Origin of the sequence: Anabaena azotica SJ-1, from assembly GCF_047275885.1 — a bacterium.
Taxonomy (GTDB): domain Bacteria; phylum Cyanobacteriota; class Cyanobacteriia; order Cyanobacteriales; family Nostocaceae; genus Trichormus_B; species Trichormus_B azotica_A.
Map to the genome: position 1 here is coordinate 2,337,254 of NZ_CP178454.1, position 15,265 is coordinate 2,352,518.

The 15,265-nt window shown below is 35.8% G+C and carries 19 protein-coding genes and 1 pseudogene; 9 read left to right on the forward strand and 11 right to left on the reverse strand.

Annotation, left to right across the window (positions count from 1 at the left end; genetic code table 11):
• Positions 1–230: 230 nt before the first annotated feature.
• The 3 genes and pseudogenes from ACLLO5_RS10250 to ACLLO5_RS10260 all read left to right on the forward strand — a co-directional run.
• A pseudogene (locus ACLLO5_RS10250) lies at positions 231–497 on the forward strand (TPR end-of-group domain-containing protein); the annotation flags it as partial.
• 52 nt (positions 498–549) lie between these two features.
• Positions 550–774, forward strand: coding sequence for a type II toxin-antitoxin system Phd/YefM family antitoxin (locus tag ACLLO5_RS10255; RefSeq protein ID WP_413175339.1), 225 nt, complete (start codon positions 550–552; stop codon positions 772–774).
• 2 nt (positions 775–776) lie between these two features.
• On the forward strand, positions 777–1,160 hold the full coding sequence (locus ACLLO5_RS10260) for a type II toxin-antitoxin system VapC family toxin (RefSeq protein WP_413175340.1): 384 nt from the start codon (positions 777–779) through the stop codon (positions 1,158–1,160).
• Positions 1,161–1,238: 78 nt separating this feature from the next.
• On the opposite strand, the gene ACLLO5_RS10265 is transcribed toward ACLLO5_RS10260, so the two are convergent.
• Genes ACLLO5_RS10265 through ACLLO5_RS10275 form a run of 3 tightly spaced genes read right to left on the reverse strand, consistent with a single transcriptional unit; the run spans position 1,239 to position 2,834 of the window.
• A complete protein-coding gene (locus tag ACLLO5_RS10265) occupies positions 1,239–2,258 on the reverse strand; it encodes an aldo/keto reductase (RefSeq protein WP_413176057.1) in 1,020 nt (339 codons plus the stop codon).
• Between the two features lie 13 nt (positions 2,259–2,271).
• Positions 2,272–2,607 carry a cytochrome c6 PetJ gene (petJ, locus tag ACLLO5_RS10270; RefSeq protein ID WP_413175341.1) on the reverse strand — a complete coding sequence of 112 codons (336 nt, stop codon included), beginning with the start codon at positions 2,605–2,607 and terminating at the stop codon, positions 2,272–2,274.
• 2 nt (positions 2,608–2,609) lie between these two features.
• Positions 2,610–2,834 (reverse strand): hypothetical protein, encoded by a 225-nt coding sequence (locus tag ACLLO5_RS10275; protein ID WP_413175342.1) that lies wholly within the window; start codon positions 2,832–2,834, stop codon positions 2,610–2,612.
• 207 nt (positions 2,835–3,041) lie between these two features.
• Between ACLLO5_RS10275 and ACLLO5_RS10280 the strand changes: the two genes are divergently transcribed.
• Positions 3,042–3,839 (forward strand): histidine kinase, encoded by a 798-nt coding sequence (locus tag ACLLO5_RS10280; RefSeq protein ID WP_413175343.1) that lies wholly within the window; start codon positions 3,042–3,044, stop codon positions 3,837–3,839.
• Between the two features lie 278 nt (positions 3,840–4,117).
• Here the strand turns inward: ACLLO5_RS10280 and ACLLO5_RS10285 are convergent, their stop codons facing one another.
• On the reverse strand, positions 4,118–5,752 hold the full coding sequence (locus ACLLO5_RS10285; protein ID WP_413175344.1) for a glycosyltransferase family 39 protein: 1,635 nt from the start codon (positions 5,750–5,752) through the stop codon (positions 4,118–4,120).
• 134 nt (positions 5,753–5,886) lie between these two features.
• Here ACLLO5_RS10285 and ACLLO5_RS10290 point away from each other — a divergent pair, with 134 nt between their 5' ends.
• The 3 genes from ACLLO5_RS10290 (at position 5,887) to ACLLO5_RS10300 (ending at position 8,103) form a co-directional block, all read left to right on the forward strand.
• Positions 5,887–6,537, forward strand: coding sequence for a class I SAM-dependent methyltransferase (locus tag ACLLO5_RS10290; RefSeq protein ID WP_413175345.1), 651 nt, complete (start codon positions 5,887–5,889; stop codon positions 6,535–6,537).
• Positions 6,538–6,658: 121 nt separating this feature from the next.
• Positions 6,659–7,168: a hypothetical protein gene (locus tag ACLLO5_RS10295; RefSeq protein WP_413175346.1), complete on the forward strand. Its 510-nt coding sequence runs from the start codon at positions 6,659–6,661 to the stop codon at positions 7,166–7,168.
• 47 nt (positions 7,169–7,215) lie between these two features.
• Positions 7,216–8,103 (forward strand): hypothetical protein, encoded by an 888-nt coding sequence (locus tag ACLLO5_RS10300; protein ID WP_413175347.1) that lies wholly within the window; start codon positions 7,216–7,218, stop codon positions 8,101–8,103.
• A gap of 195 nt (positions 8,104–8,298) precedes the next feature.
• Here the strand turns inward: ACLLO5_RS10300 and rpsU are convergent, their stop codons facing one another.
• Positions 8,299–8,493: a 30S ribosomal protein S21 gene (rpsU, locus tag ACLLO5_RS10305; RefSeq protein ID WP_013192888.1), complete on the reverse strand. Its 195-nt coding sequence runs from the start codon at positions 8,491–8,493 to the stop codon at positions 8,299–8,301.
• A 122-nt stretch (positions 8,494–8,615) separates the two neighbouring features.
• The gene (locus ACLLO5_RS10310) at positions 8,616–8,921 is read right to left on the reverse strand and encodes an RNA recognition motif domain-containing protein (RefSeq protein WP_413175348.1); all 306 of its coding nucleotides are present in this window, start codon (positions 8,919–8,921) and stop codon (positions 8,616–8,618) included.
• Positions 8,922–9,259: 338 nt separating this feature from the next.
• On the opposite strand from ACLLO5_RS10310, the gene ACLLO5_RS10315 reads away from it, so the two are divergent.
• Positions 9,260–9,598, forward strand: a complete 339-nt coding sequence (locus tag ACLLO5_RS10315; RefSeq protein ID WP_413175349.1) for a hypothetical protein — start codon at positions 9,260–9,262, stop codon at positions 9,596–9,598.
• A gap of 105 nt (positions 9,599–9,703) precedes the next feature.
• Positions 9,704–9,874, forward strand: a complete 171-nt coding sequence (locus tag ACLLO5_RS10320) for a hypothetical protein (RefSeq protein WP_413175350.1) — start codon at positions 9,704–9,706, stop codon at positions 9,872–9,874.
• Positions 9,875–10,018: 144 nt separating this feature from the next.
• On the opposite strand, the gene ACLLO5_RS10325 is transcribed toward ACLLO5_RS10320, so the two are convergent.
• The 5 genes from ACLLO5_RS10325 to ACLLO5_RS10345 all read right to left on the reverse strand — a co-directional run bounded on the left by ACLLO5_RS10325 (position 10,019) and on the right by ACLLO5_RS10345 (position 15,236).
• The gene (locus ACLLO5_RS10325) at positions 10,019–11,026 is read right to left on the reverse strand and encodes a hypothetical protein (protein WP_413175351.1); all 1,008 of its coding nucleotides are present in this window, start codon (positions 11,024–11,026) and stop codon (positions 10,019–10,021) included.
• Between the two features lie 3 nt (positions 11,027–11,029).
• Entirely contained in the window at positions 11,030–12,232 is a 1,203-nt protein-coding gene (locus tag ACLLO5_RS10330; RefSeq protein WP_413175352.1) for an AAA family ATPase, read from the reverse strand.
• A complete protein-coding gene (locus ACLLO5_RS10335) occupies positions 12,229–13,386 on the reverse strand; it encodes a DUF262 domain-containing protein (protein ID WP_413175353.1) in 1,158 nt (385 codons plus the stop codon). The genes ACLLO5_RS10330 and ACLLO5_RS10335 overlap by 4 nt, the downstream gene beginning before the upstream one ends.
• A gap of 135 nt (positions 13,387–13,521) precedes the next feature.
• Entirely contained in the window at positions 13,522–14,223 is a 702-nt protein-coding gene (locus tag ACLLO5_RS10340) for a Uma2 family endonuclease (RefSeq protein WP_413176058.1), read from the reverse strand.
• Positions 14,224–14,321: 98 nt separating this feature from the next.
• The gene (locus ACLLO5_RS10345; RefSeq protein ID WP_413175354.1) at positions 14,322–15,236 is read right to left on the reverse strand and encodes a methylenetetrahydrofolate reductase; all 915 of its coding nucleotides are present in this window, start codon (positions 15,234–15,236) and stop codon (positions 14,322–14,324) included.
• Positions 15,237–15,265 lie beyond the last annotated feature (29 nt).

The window sequence follows — 15,265 nt, forward strand, 5'->3', positions numbered from 1 at the left end:
CCAAGGGAAAGGAGCAAGTTGAAAACAATGTGACACAAATAGCTCAATATTTTAGTGATATATCAGAGGAATATAGAGAAATAGAAAGTAAACTATCAGAGTTACTTAATAACAAGATATTAAAAGATTTTGGATAATTTCGGTTCTTCGGTACTTTTTATGGAGAACCCATTTCAAAATTATTGAAAGCCTTATTGTGTGGGTATTTCATTTAAAATGAAGGTTGGTACAACCGGGGCATTTCCCTCAATAATTTAGGTAGGTATGAAGAGGTGATATCTTCCTACGACAAAGCACTGGAATTTAAACCTGATTACCATGAAGCTTGGTACAATAAAGCTTGTAGTTATGCTCTACAAGGTAATATTGAAAAAGCAATTGAAAATCTGCAAACAGTAATTAATTTGAATCTTGACAAATACCGTGAAATGGCAAAAACTGACTCTGATTTTGATACTATTCAAGAAGATGCACGATTTCAAGTTTTGATTAAATAAATTAGGTATAATAGTTATACCAATGTTTTTTATTAATTTTGAGGTGATAACTATGCAGCAAATTACTATAAATAAAGCCTCTCAAAATTTATCTGACTTAATTGAAGCAGCACTTAAAGGTGAAGAGATTATTATCATGAAAGATAATCAATCTGCTGTAAAATTAACTCCTGTATTACCAGTTAAACACCGTCGTCAACCTGGTAGTGCAAAGGGAATGGTAACAATGTCGGATGATTTTGATGAACCTTTAGAAGATTTTCAGGAATATATGTAGTTATGTTTTTGATGGATACCCATACATTTATTTGGTATGTAACAGATAATTCTCGATTAAGTAATCAAGTTTTAGAATTGATTAACGATGAGAATAATCAAATTTTTTTGAGTATCGCTAGTGTTTGGGAAATGGGAATTAAACACGGTTTAGGAAAGCTAACTTTTAATCTTCCATTTGAGACATTTATTAGACAGCAAATGAGTATTAATGACTTTACTCTATTAGATATCAAAATCAGTCATATTACTACTGTTACTCAGCTTCCCTTACATCATCGTGATCCGTTTGATAGAATGTTAATAGCACAGGCGATAGTTGAAAATATACCTATAATTAGTGCTGACAGTAAATTTGATGCTTATCCCATACAGCGTTTATGGTGATGTTTTAATATCCCCGACTTCTAATATCAATTTATAATTTATTTACCAGATAAAAACAGAAGTCAGGGATATAATTAATTAACGCCGATATTCATCCCCACAGTCACCAATTAACTGATACAAATCCCGCGACTGCTGCGAAACTGCATCTATCTTTTCCACATCCTCAGCATCCAAACTAAACCCAAACACGCGTGCATTATCTTCTAAATGTTCCGCAATTCCTAATCTTGCACCGACAATTACACCCCCAACTGCTGGCTGATTTAAAATGTAATTCACAGCCACATTAGCAATACTTACTTGATGCTTATCAGCAATTTGTTTCAGGGTGGAAAGTAAGGTTTGAAATAGTCCCCAACCACCCCAAGCATCAATCATATTTTTGTATTTCTTCAAGCTGGTGGTATTTAAATCAAAACCCCGTGCTTCTGGTTGACCTAAGTATTTTTCTGATAACAAACCACCGCACACACTACCATAGGTAAACAATTTAATATCATGTTCGTGACAGAATTTAACCATATTTACTTGTGGTCTTCTGTCAACCAGTGAAAACTGCACTTGGTTAGAAACAATCTTAATTCCTGCTTCCGTGATAATTTGCAAATGTTCCGTATCAAAGTTAGTTAAAGCTAAATGCTTGATTTTACCCTCAGTTTGCAATTCTGCCATGTATTTGAGAGCATCTAAATAATTAGAGTCTCGATATTCCCACCAATGGAACTGCATTAAATCTAATGATTTAACATCCATTCGACTCAGGGATATATCAATATTTTCCTCAACAATCTTTTTCGTCATCTTTCCAGGACGAGGAACCCATTTTGTAAAAGCTTGAATATTATTTACTGCTTCTTCTCCACGAGTCGCAATTAATTGACGACGAAATTCACCAATTAAATCTTCTGCTGGGCCATAATGGTCTGCTAAATCCCAAGTTGTAAAACCAGCATCGACATATTGAAACATTGACTCAATAGCATTTTTGGGGTTAATGCGTCCATGTCCACCGGAAACCTGCCACATTCCATTTAAAATCCGGCAAATTTTTAAATCAGGGGTAAATTGTAAGTAACTTTCTTCAGGTAACATGATATTTTTTATGTGATTATTTCCAATCTTTTTCTGCTTGTTCCAAAACATAAGCCGCCACAATTTGAATTTCTTCTGTTGTCAATCTTTCTTTGTATGCCGACATATTATTTTTACCATTAGTGACGATGTTTGTAATCGCCTCTAAAGAATCCATTCCATATCTTTTGAGGGCATTCTTTTTTAAATTCTTGCCTCTTCTAATAATGTTACCACCATTGATATGACATCCAGCACAATGGACGCTAAAAATTTCTGCACCTTTAGCGGTATCTAAGGCATTAGCAGGTGAGGTAAAATTAATTATCCACAAGCAAAAAGTGAATAATATCAAAGTCATTAATTTTTTCATTTTTATAAAGATTCAAAATCTGATGTGAAACCTGGAAAATTAGCGCATTTTTCTTGAAACTCTTCTGCATCATTAACATCCTCAATTTTGTAAGACATGATGCGAGTTCCATCTGGAAGTTTTTTAGAACCAATCAATTCACCTTGATAATTTCCCGCCATTGTCTTAAATTCCGCACCATAGCGTTTCCAAGCTTCCCCATCACAAGTTATATTTACTCGCCACATAGTTAATTTCCAATTATTACTAGGTTTAGGATTGCTAAATCCTTACTATTCATCATCTCATAAATAGGTAATTTAGCACAAATCTTCCTTTTGATTCTGTATTTTATGCCTAAAGGAGGTGTTTAGATAAAAAAGACTACATCATAATGTGATTGTAGTGATTATGCTCAATTTCTATCCACATTAGCTAAATTCTAAGGGGTAAAAATGACTAACAACATTAAAGAAAAAATTCAAGCAGATTTACAAGAAGTTAAAACCACCGGACAATTAAGAACTGAAAATATTAGGGAAATTGTTAAAGCCGCAGTTTCGCAGGTTGCTGGTGAATTAAAAGAAGGTTCTAGCGAATTACGCACCTTAGTTAAAGATGCTGTTTCTACAGTAATTGAAAACCTCCAGGATAAAGGTAGCGAAATCAAAGAAGAAGTAACTGCTTCTATTGAAGGTGCATTAGAAGGGGTGAATAGCAAAAGACATGAAGCTATTGTCAAAACCCAAATAGAACTAAAACAAATTCAGGCTCGATTAGATCATGAAGAAGAACAACTCCAGCAAGAAGTTGATGGAATGTTAACAGAAATTGAACACACTAATCAAGATAGATCTGCTAATATAAAGAGTGCGATCGCATCAGCCATTAATGCTATCCAAGATAGTGAAGAAGTAGGTTTATTGAAGAAACGCTACGCCCAACTGCAAGCACAGTTAGCCATTATTCGAGCAAATTTAGCCGCACGTTATGGTGGACGTTCTGTAGAAATCAAAGAATATTTAGATGATGCCCAAACCTGGTATAATCAAGCCCGTCCCCAAGCAGAAACGATGGCTACACAAGTAGAAGAAAAGCACTCTCAGTTAGATCATAAACTAGGTGAAGCCGGTGCAGCCATAGCCAGAAAAGAGCGCCAATTAAAGCAAAGTTTGCGAGAATTGCTATTAACAACTGCTGATTTATTTAAAGATAAAGAAGTAGATAATAAAGAGACTCTTGTTAAAAAATAAGTCGGAATTCAGGAGTCAGAATATTTGAGAAATGAGTGAATTTAGGACTTACGCAAGTGTCACACCAAACATCTATTTTATGGTGCGTCAGATATCAAATATCTGTTTATTTGCAGGATTTATGAAGTCTGACGCACCCTACTAATATGCCAGTTGCGTAAGTCCTGGAATTATCAAATAGGTATTTTTGATGTTAGTCTGAAAAAGATGACTGCTAACAAAAATAAATTTTAGCCATAAATCCCTGATTTTTGTAAAAAAGTTGGGGATATAATCATTTATGGTACGGGTGCTAGAGGTGATAAAATTTGAACTAATTGATAATCTTTCACACTACCAACAAGGCGATAATTTTTAACTAAATCACCAGAATTAGGCGTATAAATCCAAGCATAACTCAAAGCTGGTAATTGAGAAATAGACTTGACTTCCTGACCATGAATAGGAGTATAAAAATTAATCAATACAGCATTTTTGCCATCTAAATTCACAAAAGCAACTGGATGATTTTGGAGAATTGTCACAATAGCTTGTTGGTGAAAAAATATTCTAAATGCAGGATTAAAATCTCCTAATAAACCTAAACTACCAGCCGTAGCTATAGATAGCCAACTAGCAATTAACCAACCACTTATCCAGTAACGAGACGTAAGAAAATTTTGATAATAATGGTAACGTAAAATCCAAATTGAAGGTACAATTAAGCAACTTATACCTGTAACTAAAGCCAGAATTGCATATTTTTTAATATCAACAAGATTAGCCACTAAAACCACTATACTAGCTACAATTAAAATCATGCCTACAACACCAAAAGCATAGCTGATGTTTCGAGGAAGATGGGCATTAACTTTATTTGATTTACCTTGCTGGTAAATTTTAGCTAACCAATCTAATCCCACAGCCGCAAACATAGCGATAAAGGGATATAAACACAGACTATAGTGAGTTAACCGTGTGGAAAATATAGTTATTTCTGTAAATAGAACTATTGGAAAACCTACTAATAGTAATGGGTAGGGAGAGATGGGTTTACGAATTACTAAAACTAATCCCAAAATGCTGAATAAAAACCAAGGAAAAGATTTTAATGGGACATTCCAAAAATAGTAAAATATGCCATTTCCCGGACGTTCACTGCTACCTAATTCTGCCACAAATCCCAACAAATGACCAACACTATCACCACCATAACGCTGCCAGTTAAACCACAACCAAACTAAAGTAGGAATTAACCCAACTAAACCTCCTAAATAGATCATTGGGTTAGTAAGATGACGATGCCGGCGATGTTCCCAGATTAAATAAGGTAATAATGCCGCTATTGGCAAACAAATCATAAAGCTTCTCATCAAAAAGCCTAATCCAAAACTGACACCGACAATAAAACCATAAATAAGTCGATATTTAGGATATATTTCTGCTTTTAATAAACACAAAATAGCTAAACATACCAATAAAATCATTGGTACATCAGGTGCAGTGAGACGACAATATTGCAGCCAGAGAAATTCCACACTCAAAATAGCTGCCGATAGGTAAGCTAATTTTTGATCTAGCAATATTTTCGCTATTTCATATATAATTAATATGCTCAAAATTCCGGCGATCATACTAGGTATTCGCGCACTGGTATCACTAATGCCAAATAACTGATAAAAAATAGCAATTAACCAATAAAACCCAGGGGTTTTATGATGGGCTGTTTCCCAAGGTGCTATCCAGTCACCAGAATCAAACATTAATCGCGCTCTCCTGGCATAAAGGGCTTCATCATGCGCCATGAGGCTAGTTTCACCAGAAGTAAATAATAATAAAGGAATTAGCCAAATTAACAAACTAATGTGGGGAAATTGCTTCAGTAGGAGAATACGCTGTTTAATAGCGACAAATAAAGGTGATTTGTACAACATTTATTGAATACGAGTTGAATATGTTGAATATTATGAGTTGTGAGCGCCTAAGTTTAGTGTTGTAATGAAAATAATGTCAATTAGTATACGAAATTAGCACCATTTAGTGAAAGGTTTTTACCAAATAGAAATTTATGCTGTTGCGACCAAATCAACGCCTTAAGTTAGATGATACTGATGATAAGTTGTTTTATGATTATCCGCGCTTTGTCACCCATGTTGATGAAGGTTTTATTCAAAAGTTAACAGATTTATATCGGCAGCGTCTCAAACCCAACACGCGCATTTTAGATATGATGAGCAGTTGGGTGTCTCATCTACCAGAAGAAATAGAGTTTGACCATGTTGAGGGACATGGACTCAATGCGGAAGAGTTAGCACGTAATCGTCGATTGAACCATTATTTTGTGCAGAATATCAATGCACAGCCTCAGCTACCTTTACCAGATCAAGATTTTGATGCTGTTGTCAATTGTGTTTCTGTGCAGTACATCCAATATCCAGAAGCGGTATTTTCGGAAATTCACCGCATTCTTAAACCTGGTGGTGTGGCTATTATCAGTTTTTCTAACCGGATGTTTTATCAAAAGGCGATTCAAATCTGGCGGGATGCCTCAGAAATGTCTAGAGTCGAATTAGTAAAGCGTTACTTTGCTTCAGTACCTGGATTCACTACTCCAGAAGTCATTGTTAATCAATCAACTGCGCCGAATTTCTGGCAATGGTTAGGTTTACCGTCAGGAGATCCCTTCTATGCGGTGATAGCTTATCGCCTTGAATCATAAAGAACCTGAAAAATTCAGTAGTCCTCAATACCAATAATGATCAAAAAGTAAATTTTTTGGTACAAACAGTAAACTAGAGCAGATAATTGCCTCAAACCCCAAGTTTTGAAGGAGAACAAAGGTGATTTTAATCCGTGGACGGAGGCTTTTAGCCGGTTTGTTGCTGTCTGTTTTACTACTGACTACGGCTTGTGCTACAAAAGCACCCAATCGTTTTGACCAGGTACAACAGGAAAGCACTAGACAAAAAAGCGGTCAAGCTGTTGCCAAAAATGCTACACAGGGCAGTAAATTAAATGCTTTTTTTCCTGAAAGTGAAGATGGCTATGAGCGAGTCTATACCCAAGAGAAAAAAGGTTTTGCTGAAGCGAATTTAAAAAAAGACGGTAAAGTTGTGGCGCAATTGGCGATTTCTGACACTACCAGCACGCCAACAGTAGCGTCAAAATATGCCAACAGCACTAAGAAAATTGACGGTTATCCGGCTGTGGAACTGGGTAAAACGCAAACTTCTATTTTAGTTGGTAAGTATCAAGTGAAGGTGATTTCTAAAGATCCATTATTTAATGCGAGCGATCGCACAGATTGGATAGAAAAATTTGATCTTGATGATTTGGCTAAATTGAAATAACTTTTACTAGCAGCTTCAGATAACAAACCATCACTTAGGAGATTTTTGTGAGTAAATCAATATTTCAGTTAGTTGACGAATTACCAACCAGTGGTTTAACTGTTTCCATGTTAAACGCTTTAGATTTTATTGCTCCTGGTGAGTGGAAAAATACTGTTGGTTTTGTCAATACGATTAAAACCGTCACTGGTGAAGATGACGAAAGTTTGATTCAAATGATTGGTGAAAGAGCAATTTATCTTTTTAACGACAAATCCCAAGGATATCAAACCGCTTTATGGCTTTATCAAACTGTTGATGGTACTGATAAAGCTTTGGGTGCAGCCGCTTTGGCTAATAAAGTCGGTGCGTCAATTCCTCTATTGGGTTTTTTAAACTCCATTACTCCCAAAGCTGATCAAGCTCAAACTATTGACTTAACTTTAAAAATAGTTGCTGAATTAGTCGCTTTTTGCCAAATTAACGGGATTCCTGGTGATAGCATTGGCGATTTTGTTAGTTCTTTAGGTGAATATAGTGGCGAATCATTGATTCGCATGGCAGCATTAATTTGTGTTGATGGTCTCATCCCCTTGGGACCAGATTTCATCCAAAAATCCTTAACTATGATGAGTCAGATGAATCCCCAGGATTTAGACCAGAACTCTACTTTCAAAGCTATGAGCAACTTCATCCCTGGTAACAGTAACGGTGGTAAACTGGATTTTATTGGTCAGAGCCTTGATTCAGTTAAAGGTTGGATGAATGGCATCGTTTCTGCTAATGCTTTAACATCACAGAAAGTTCTTAACCACTTGCAAGGTTTTCTTGAATTTAGTGATGATAAATTAGACTATGTAGCGGCTTTTCTAGATGTGGCAACTAATTACTATGAACACACTGGAACGCAAACTTTAGCTCGACGCTTGATTGAACGTGCAGTGGCGGAAATCTAGCTAATTTTTGAGCCTAAATACGACTTGTAGTAGTGCCAGCAACAAATACAGCACTACTACAAACAGGTTTTTTCTTAATTTTTGCTAGTTACTGGCAGATGGTCAGATATATTGCTACCAACAACAAAGGTTAAATTGAATAATGAGGAGATGCTGCCTGAATTTACAGTCGCAGTGAGCATTACTCTGAAGCTATTACTTGAAGCGAGAACGTTGTTGACGACGTTGCTTATGTCTAGCTATTGCTTTGCGCTTCTCTTTTTCTAAAGGTGTTTCAAAATGGCGATTCTTACGCATATCTTGGAAAATTCCGGCTTTAGAGACTTCACGCTTAAATCTCCGTAAAGCTGATTCAATACCTTCATTTTCTCCCAAAACTACTTGTGTCATTCTTAATTCCTCCTGATTTTGGTTTAATACATACTAACTAGAGTAAAAAAATATCTCAGCAGAGTCGAACTTTTGGCTGTATCTGCTGGAGACTCTAGACTTAAAAATTTTTCAGAACAGGATTAATAACGGCGATCGCCACGACCACCACCACCGCCCCAGTTTCCACGTGGAGAACTTTTAGGTTCACGAGGTTTCGCTTTGTTCACTTTTAAATCTCGTCCCATCCATTCAGCACCATCAAGTGCTTCAATGGCTGCTGTTTCTTGGTCTTCAGTCTCCATTTCCACGAAGGCAAAACCACGCAGACGGCCTGTTTCCCTGTCCGTAGGCAACTGCACACGGCTAACTTTACCGTACTCAGCAAAAGCCTGTTTCAGGTCATCTTCTGTAACCTGATAGGACAAATTCCCAACGTAAATCGACATAGTATGGATGGTCTCCCAAACCAAAGAGTGCAGAGAGTTAGATTCGGAGAGACTCATTTAAAAGAAATTAAAACGACTTACTCAACCGAAAATAATCCTTATATCCTAAGAGTATAGCACAGCCTTCAAATATGAACTTATGGTGAGTAATATTTCCCATTGATACTTTCCAATCAGACAGCTACGGAGATGGGAGCATTTATCATCAAAACCTACACAGGACAGGCTTGCACCGCTTAATTCCCTTGTTTTATCTTATTAAAAGCCAAAAATTGTAATATAGCAGGTAGTGTATGAATGAAATTCTTGAGTCAAAAACGATCAGTTAGGATTAAATAATGCAAGTTCTCAAAAGAGCCATCAAACCAGAAAACTACATATCCTTTCTCCACATCTACCAAACTACTTGGGGGACTGCTGGTGATATTTGTCTAGTCCGTGAATCTGTAGCAAAGAACAGTGCATCAAAGTTCATAGGCCGCAGAATCCAACTAGCTCTCCCCAAGGGGATGGAACGGGATTACTTAGTGGGTGTTCCAGTGATAAAAGTTGCAGGTCATGTTGGTGAGGGACATCCTAAAGATAAGAACTCGGAATGGGAAGCTTATGATGGTGTAGATCCGGAAATAGCGACTACTGTTCTGAAGATTTGGGGATTTAAGTTGATTGAATTGTAGCGGATTCTAGCTTGAACATTGTTATGTTTAAGCTTAATTAGCTTCATTTAGGTTGGGTTGAATAAACAGCAAGCCTATATAAATCAGATTTTAAGGGAAATTATAGTGCCATGCCTGCACCGGACGTTGCGATCGCATCTAAAAATTACACTTCTGGTTGAATGTAATGTCCGTGAACTTGTAACTGGTGACTATGTTGTGCGGTATTTACGGTTTAATAATGTAATTTTTATATTAAGAATATGGCACGGTAAAGAATTTCGTGATTTTGCGTAAGAGGTAGAATTGGGAGTGCGGAAGGTAGGTTATAATAAGATATCCATATCAATTTTTCCAATACCCTTGAGTGTTGTGAGGTTTATTTTAGTTTAGCAATATAAACAGGGGAAAGCGATCGCACATTGTAACCACGCTAAAAAATTACTGTATTTTTTCTCCAATATATCCAATAATAATTTTGCCTGTCCCTAATTCTGGACAGATTCCTAATTCTGTAGAAAAATGAAGCCTCCATGCTCCTGGTGTCATACGAATATGCAAACTAAAAATACGCTTCTTAGTATCAGGACATTTAAAAGTTAATTTTTCCTCTAAAGAGTCAAGTCTAGACTGGCTTTCTGGAGTTGCTTTACTGGGAAGAAGGTCTAGATTAAAATCTCCTTCTGTCCAGGTTTGACAGTAATTTTGTAATTTAAATAACTTCTTTTTAACCTGTTGCAGGATTGGAGTTCCATAGTCAAGACCTTGGATTTGTTTACCGACATTTTCACAAAATTCTAGATTTGGAAATAACTCTTCTCTTCTGTCCCAAATATCATTTCCATCAAGAATATCCTCTTGAATTTTGTCCTCTTCAATTTGCTTTTGTATCCATTCAGAGTGGTACTGAATATTGTTTTTACGACTAGCATGGCGAATTTCTACTTTTTGATCAATTATTTCTTGACCATCACTAAGTAAAATTTGGTCTAATTCTATATGACTAGCATCCCAGCACATATCAGATATAAAACTAATTGCTAACGTATCCAGTACATAAGCTATCCCTAGTCCAAGAGCAACTTTTCCTTCATAACAGAATTCTGATAATCCTTCATTATTTTCAATACCTTCAATTTCTGGATTTGGTATGTTTTTTGAAAAAGGGCTTCCTGTTGCTAGAGTTAGAATAAAGTCTATTTCTTCTTTTCTTACTTCATTATCATCCAGCCAACTACCAATAGGATAATAAACTATAGGATCACTATATGCATTATATGCAAGTATAGTTGCCTTAAAGTTATCTTTAGTCCGAAGATAGACCTTCACTCCTTGTGAGTGTAATGCTTTAATAGTGTTAATGAAATTAGACATCCATTGTCTTGCTGTTTGCTTATCAGAAGCGGGATTTTCTAGAGAGAGTTCATTTAATATTAAGTCAATCTCCACAATTTACTCTCCCGCAGGTTCTAATAAAACATATAAGCTTTTTTCCCATTCATCAAAGAAACCATCAGGCCATCTATCAATTCTGCCATTTCTATCAATGTGTGGAGAAATCACTTTTGTAAAAGCTTGTCCTTGTTTTTCTCGACGTTGGAAATAATTTAATTGCACATCTTCTGGTTTAATTTTTCCCCCATGAACAGCTAAACGAATACCATTCAAAACATGATCGCTGTGAGTTTCTAGAACAACTTGAATACCACAACTCGCTGCAAGTGCTAATAATTCTCCCATTTTTGCTTGTCCTCTAGGATGAAGATGTGCTTCTGGGTTTTCAACTAGAATTAGTGTACCAGGAGGAGATGCAAGCACAGCTACAATAATTGGTAAAGTATACGTAATTCCAAATCCTACATTTGTATTACGATATCTACTACTAATTCCTACATCTTTACCCATATCAAATGAGTATTCTAAACGCATTAAATCAACACCTGCAATTGGATCTACATGAATATTTGTACCAGGACTAATTTCTCCCATCCATGCTTTAACTTGACTGTTTAAAAGTCTTGAATTTTCTTGTGGGTGAATTAACTTATTGATTTCACTTTTTCCTGGACGTTCAAAAACTCTATTAATTGAATGTGAATCTTTTTGTTTAATTCCAACAGTATTTATGTCAAATTTACCAAAAACATATAAGAAATGTGCTGCATATTCTCCTCTAGTACCAATTTGAAAATGTTGACGGACTAAATCATCTGATATTTCAAATACATTACGAGGTCCAAATCGTTCTGCTTGTAGATAGTGAAAGTAATCAGTAAAAAGACTAAATCCATGTATATTGTCAGTTATTGGTGCAATATCACTACTCAGGACATCAGATTGTTTATTATATTTAAATTGCCATGTCCATGTTTGAATATCTTGATGCTCTACTATCAGTTCAAATATAATTTCTTCTTTCTTTGCTCCTTCAAATAAAGCATCTTTAGCAGTACCAATATTAACCAAATTACCATTAAGGGCTAAATATTTTCTTTGTAAAAGCCTCTGTTGATATGACTGTCGTAATAACAGAAGTGATTGTAATACTGAAGATTTACCCATACCATTTAAACCAGATAATAAAGTAAGTGGTTTAAAATTGATTATTTGGTCTTCAAATGGTTTAAAATTTTGCAACCGCAATGAATGAATCATGATAATACTTGTGTAATTAGTTCTTGAATTTGTTCTAATCTCTTATTTACATTTTTGAATGTTCCCAGATTACCATATAAAGGACTATCAAATTTACCATCATCACTCCACTCTATTATTTTTTGTTGCAGCAATTCTTTCCTCTCTTGAAGAAATTTAACTTCTTGAGAAGTTAGTTTATATAACTTAACAGACCAAGCTTCAAATAAAGCCTTATTAACACGGTAGCGTCTTCCTTTATTTTTACGAAAAGCATTTTCGCCAAAAATTTCAACAGCTAAATTCATTATATTTTTAAATTTAGTCTCTAATAATTTGATTTCTTGATCTGACATACTATTAATATATGTCATCGTTTTTTCTAAAACTTTTTTATGGCTTTTATACTCAAATAATTGTTGATTCTCTACCATAAATACTAATACTCGCAGTATGCACTCACGGTCAATCATTCTATCAGCTTTTATGTCGTTATTAGTGGCTATTTTAAATTCAGATGATTCAGACAATCGTTCTAATAGATTTGTTGCTTTACCTTGATTTAAAGCATGGCGTATTTCTTGAGGTGATAAGGCTAAACCGCTAGTGTTAATACGTTCAAATATTGCTTGTCTATATTCCTGATCTGTACCTGGTTCTAAAAAAATAACTGTGAGATTAGTTTCTTCTATCCGTCGTTGATAATTACGTGGAATTTCATCATATATTTTCTCATTGAATTGAGTAAATGATTCTAGTCCAGTTAATCTTAACTGTTTATCAAGAATGAACTCTTTTAAACTATTGAGTCGTTGTAAGCCATCTATTACTAACCATTTTTCTTCGTTAGTTGCATCAATATAAAAAGCTGGTAGAGGGATACGCAGTAAAATTGATTCTATCAGTCTACTTTGAGCAGTTGGATTCCAGACTTTTTTTCTCTGAAATTTTGGTTCTAATTCTAGTTGATGATAACTAATTCTTGCTAATAATTCATCAATGCTAACTTGTCTAGTTTCAACTCGAATTTTGGTAGGATCAAAAGGCTCATTTATATCTTCTGCTGTAATAATATTTTCATCATCATCATCTAGTGATTCATCTAACATTTCTGATTCTATAATAATATCTGTATCAATGATTTTTGAGTTAAGGTTATGTATATCTGTCATCATCTTTATTAATTGAGTATTTTTTTAAATCTAACGGTAACACTTAATAAGTTACTGCAATTAACTAACTTAATTATATATCCCCGACTCCTTCAAGAAGCTGGGTCTTGGCATTTTAAAACCAAAGTCCCAATAAAATTACGCTTCTGGTTCAACTCCTAAAGCACGTAATTGTGCAGCCAAACGATTTGCTCTTTCTTCACCAGTCAATAACAAATTACCTTGCACATCCCACCACCGCACCCAGGGTAATTCCATATTTTTATATTCTCCCTGCCATAACCCTATTTCAACACCCATAGGTGTAATTGGATAATGTCCCCGTTCATTTGCTGGTAATAGCTGATATTGTCCACCAATTAATTCATAAATTTCTATACTGGCTTTAGTGACTTCATAAATGCCATAAAAAGCAGGTTTAATTACTTGTTCATAAATCCAAAATTTACCCTGCCAAGGAGTTTTATCTCGTTCTTCTGTGCCATTTCCTGAAACAAATTCTAAGGCAATTAATGGCGAAATATATTCTTGCCATAGAACATAGGAACGGCGAAATTGACCATTTAATAAAAGTGGTACATTGGGAACATAAAACCAATCTGGAGCTTCTGCACCACGTTCTGGAGGGTCAGTAATACGCCAGTAGATTCCTAAATCTTGACCAATACAATACTGACCATCTGGATGACGTTTTTGTAATACTGGTGTGATGGACTCTGTTAGCAAAATGCTTTGGGGGTGTTCTTGCCAATTCTTCACGAATGTACCGTTTGACTCTGGGAGTTGGGTATGGTCTGGGAGGCTGGTTTCTGTATAGGGAGGATCTGTAGTAAATTTCATCATGTCCTCGGATTTTGTGAGGTTTGTTTTAGTTTAGCAATAGAGGGTAAGTTGGAGAGCGATCGCACCGCATTCAATAAATACGATCGCTATTCCTGTTAATTAACCTTTCCCACCCCCGCTAAATCCAAGATAGGTGCGATCGCATCTTCTTTCTTTACTGCCATAATATGCACACCTTGACACAATCCCCGCGCCATCTGCACCTGTTCGGCTGCAATTTTCATCCCTTCTTGTAACGGCTGTTTGGCTTTCGCTAACCTATCAATAATGTGGTCAGGAATATTCACACCCGGAACAACTTTATTAATAAATTGGGCATTTTTAGCTGATTTCAACAGAAAAATTCCCGCCAAAATTGGTTTGTTGTAACGAGATGCAATTTGATCCATGAACTTTTCTAATCTTTCAAAATCTGTGATTAATTGACTTTGAAAAAATTGCGCTCCGGCTTCTATTTTCTTTTCAAATCGACTTTGTAAACCTGACCAACTGGCACTTTGGGGGTCTACGGCTGCACCTGCAAATAAATCTAATGCGCCATCATTGAGGATTTTATTATTAAAATCAACTCCCTGATTCATTTTCTTAATTAACTGCAACAGCCGCACAGCTTCTAAATCAAAAACGGCTTTTGCATCAGGATGATCACCTGCTTTTACAGGGTCGCCAGTTAAAGCTAAAATGTTGCGGATACCCAAAGCATGAGCGCCCATTAAATCTGCCTGTATTCCAATTCTATTGCGATCGCGACAAGCAACTTGACAAATAGGCTCAATTCCATGTTGCAATAAAATCACCGAAGCTGCTAGAGACGACATCCCCAACACAGCACGGCTACCATCAGTAATATTGACAGCATGAACTCTCCCCTTAAGAGTCGCCGCCATTTCAATTGTATGGGTTGCATTTCCCCCTTTCGGAGGTGCGACTTCAGCAGTAATCAGAAAATCTCCTGTTGCTACCGCTTTTCGGAAGTTATTTAAAGCACTGTTGCTATGGGTATCCTGCATGGTTTCAATTTAATTTTGAGGTTTTCTTA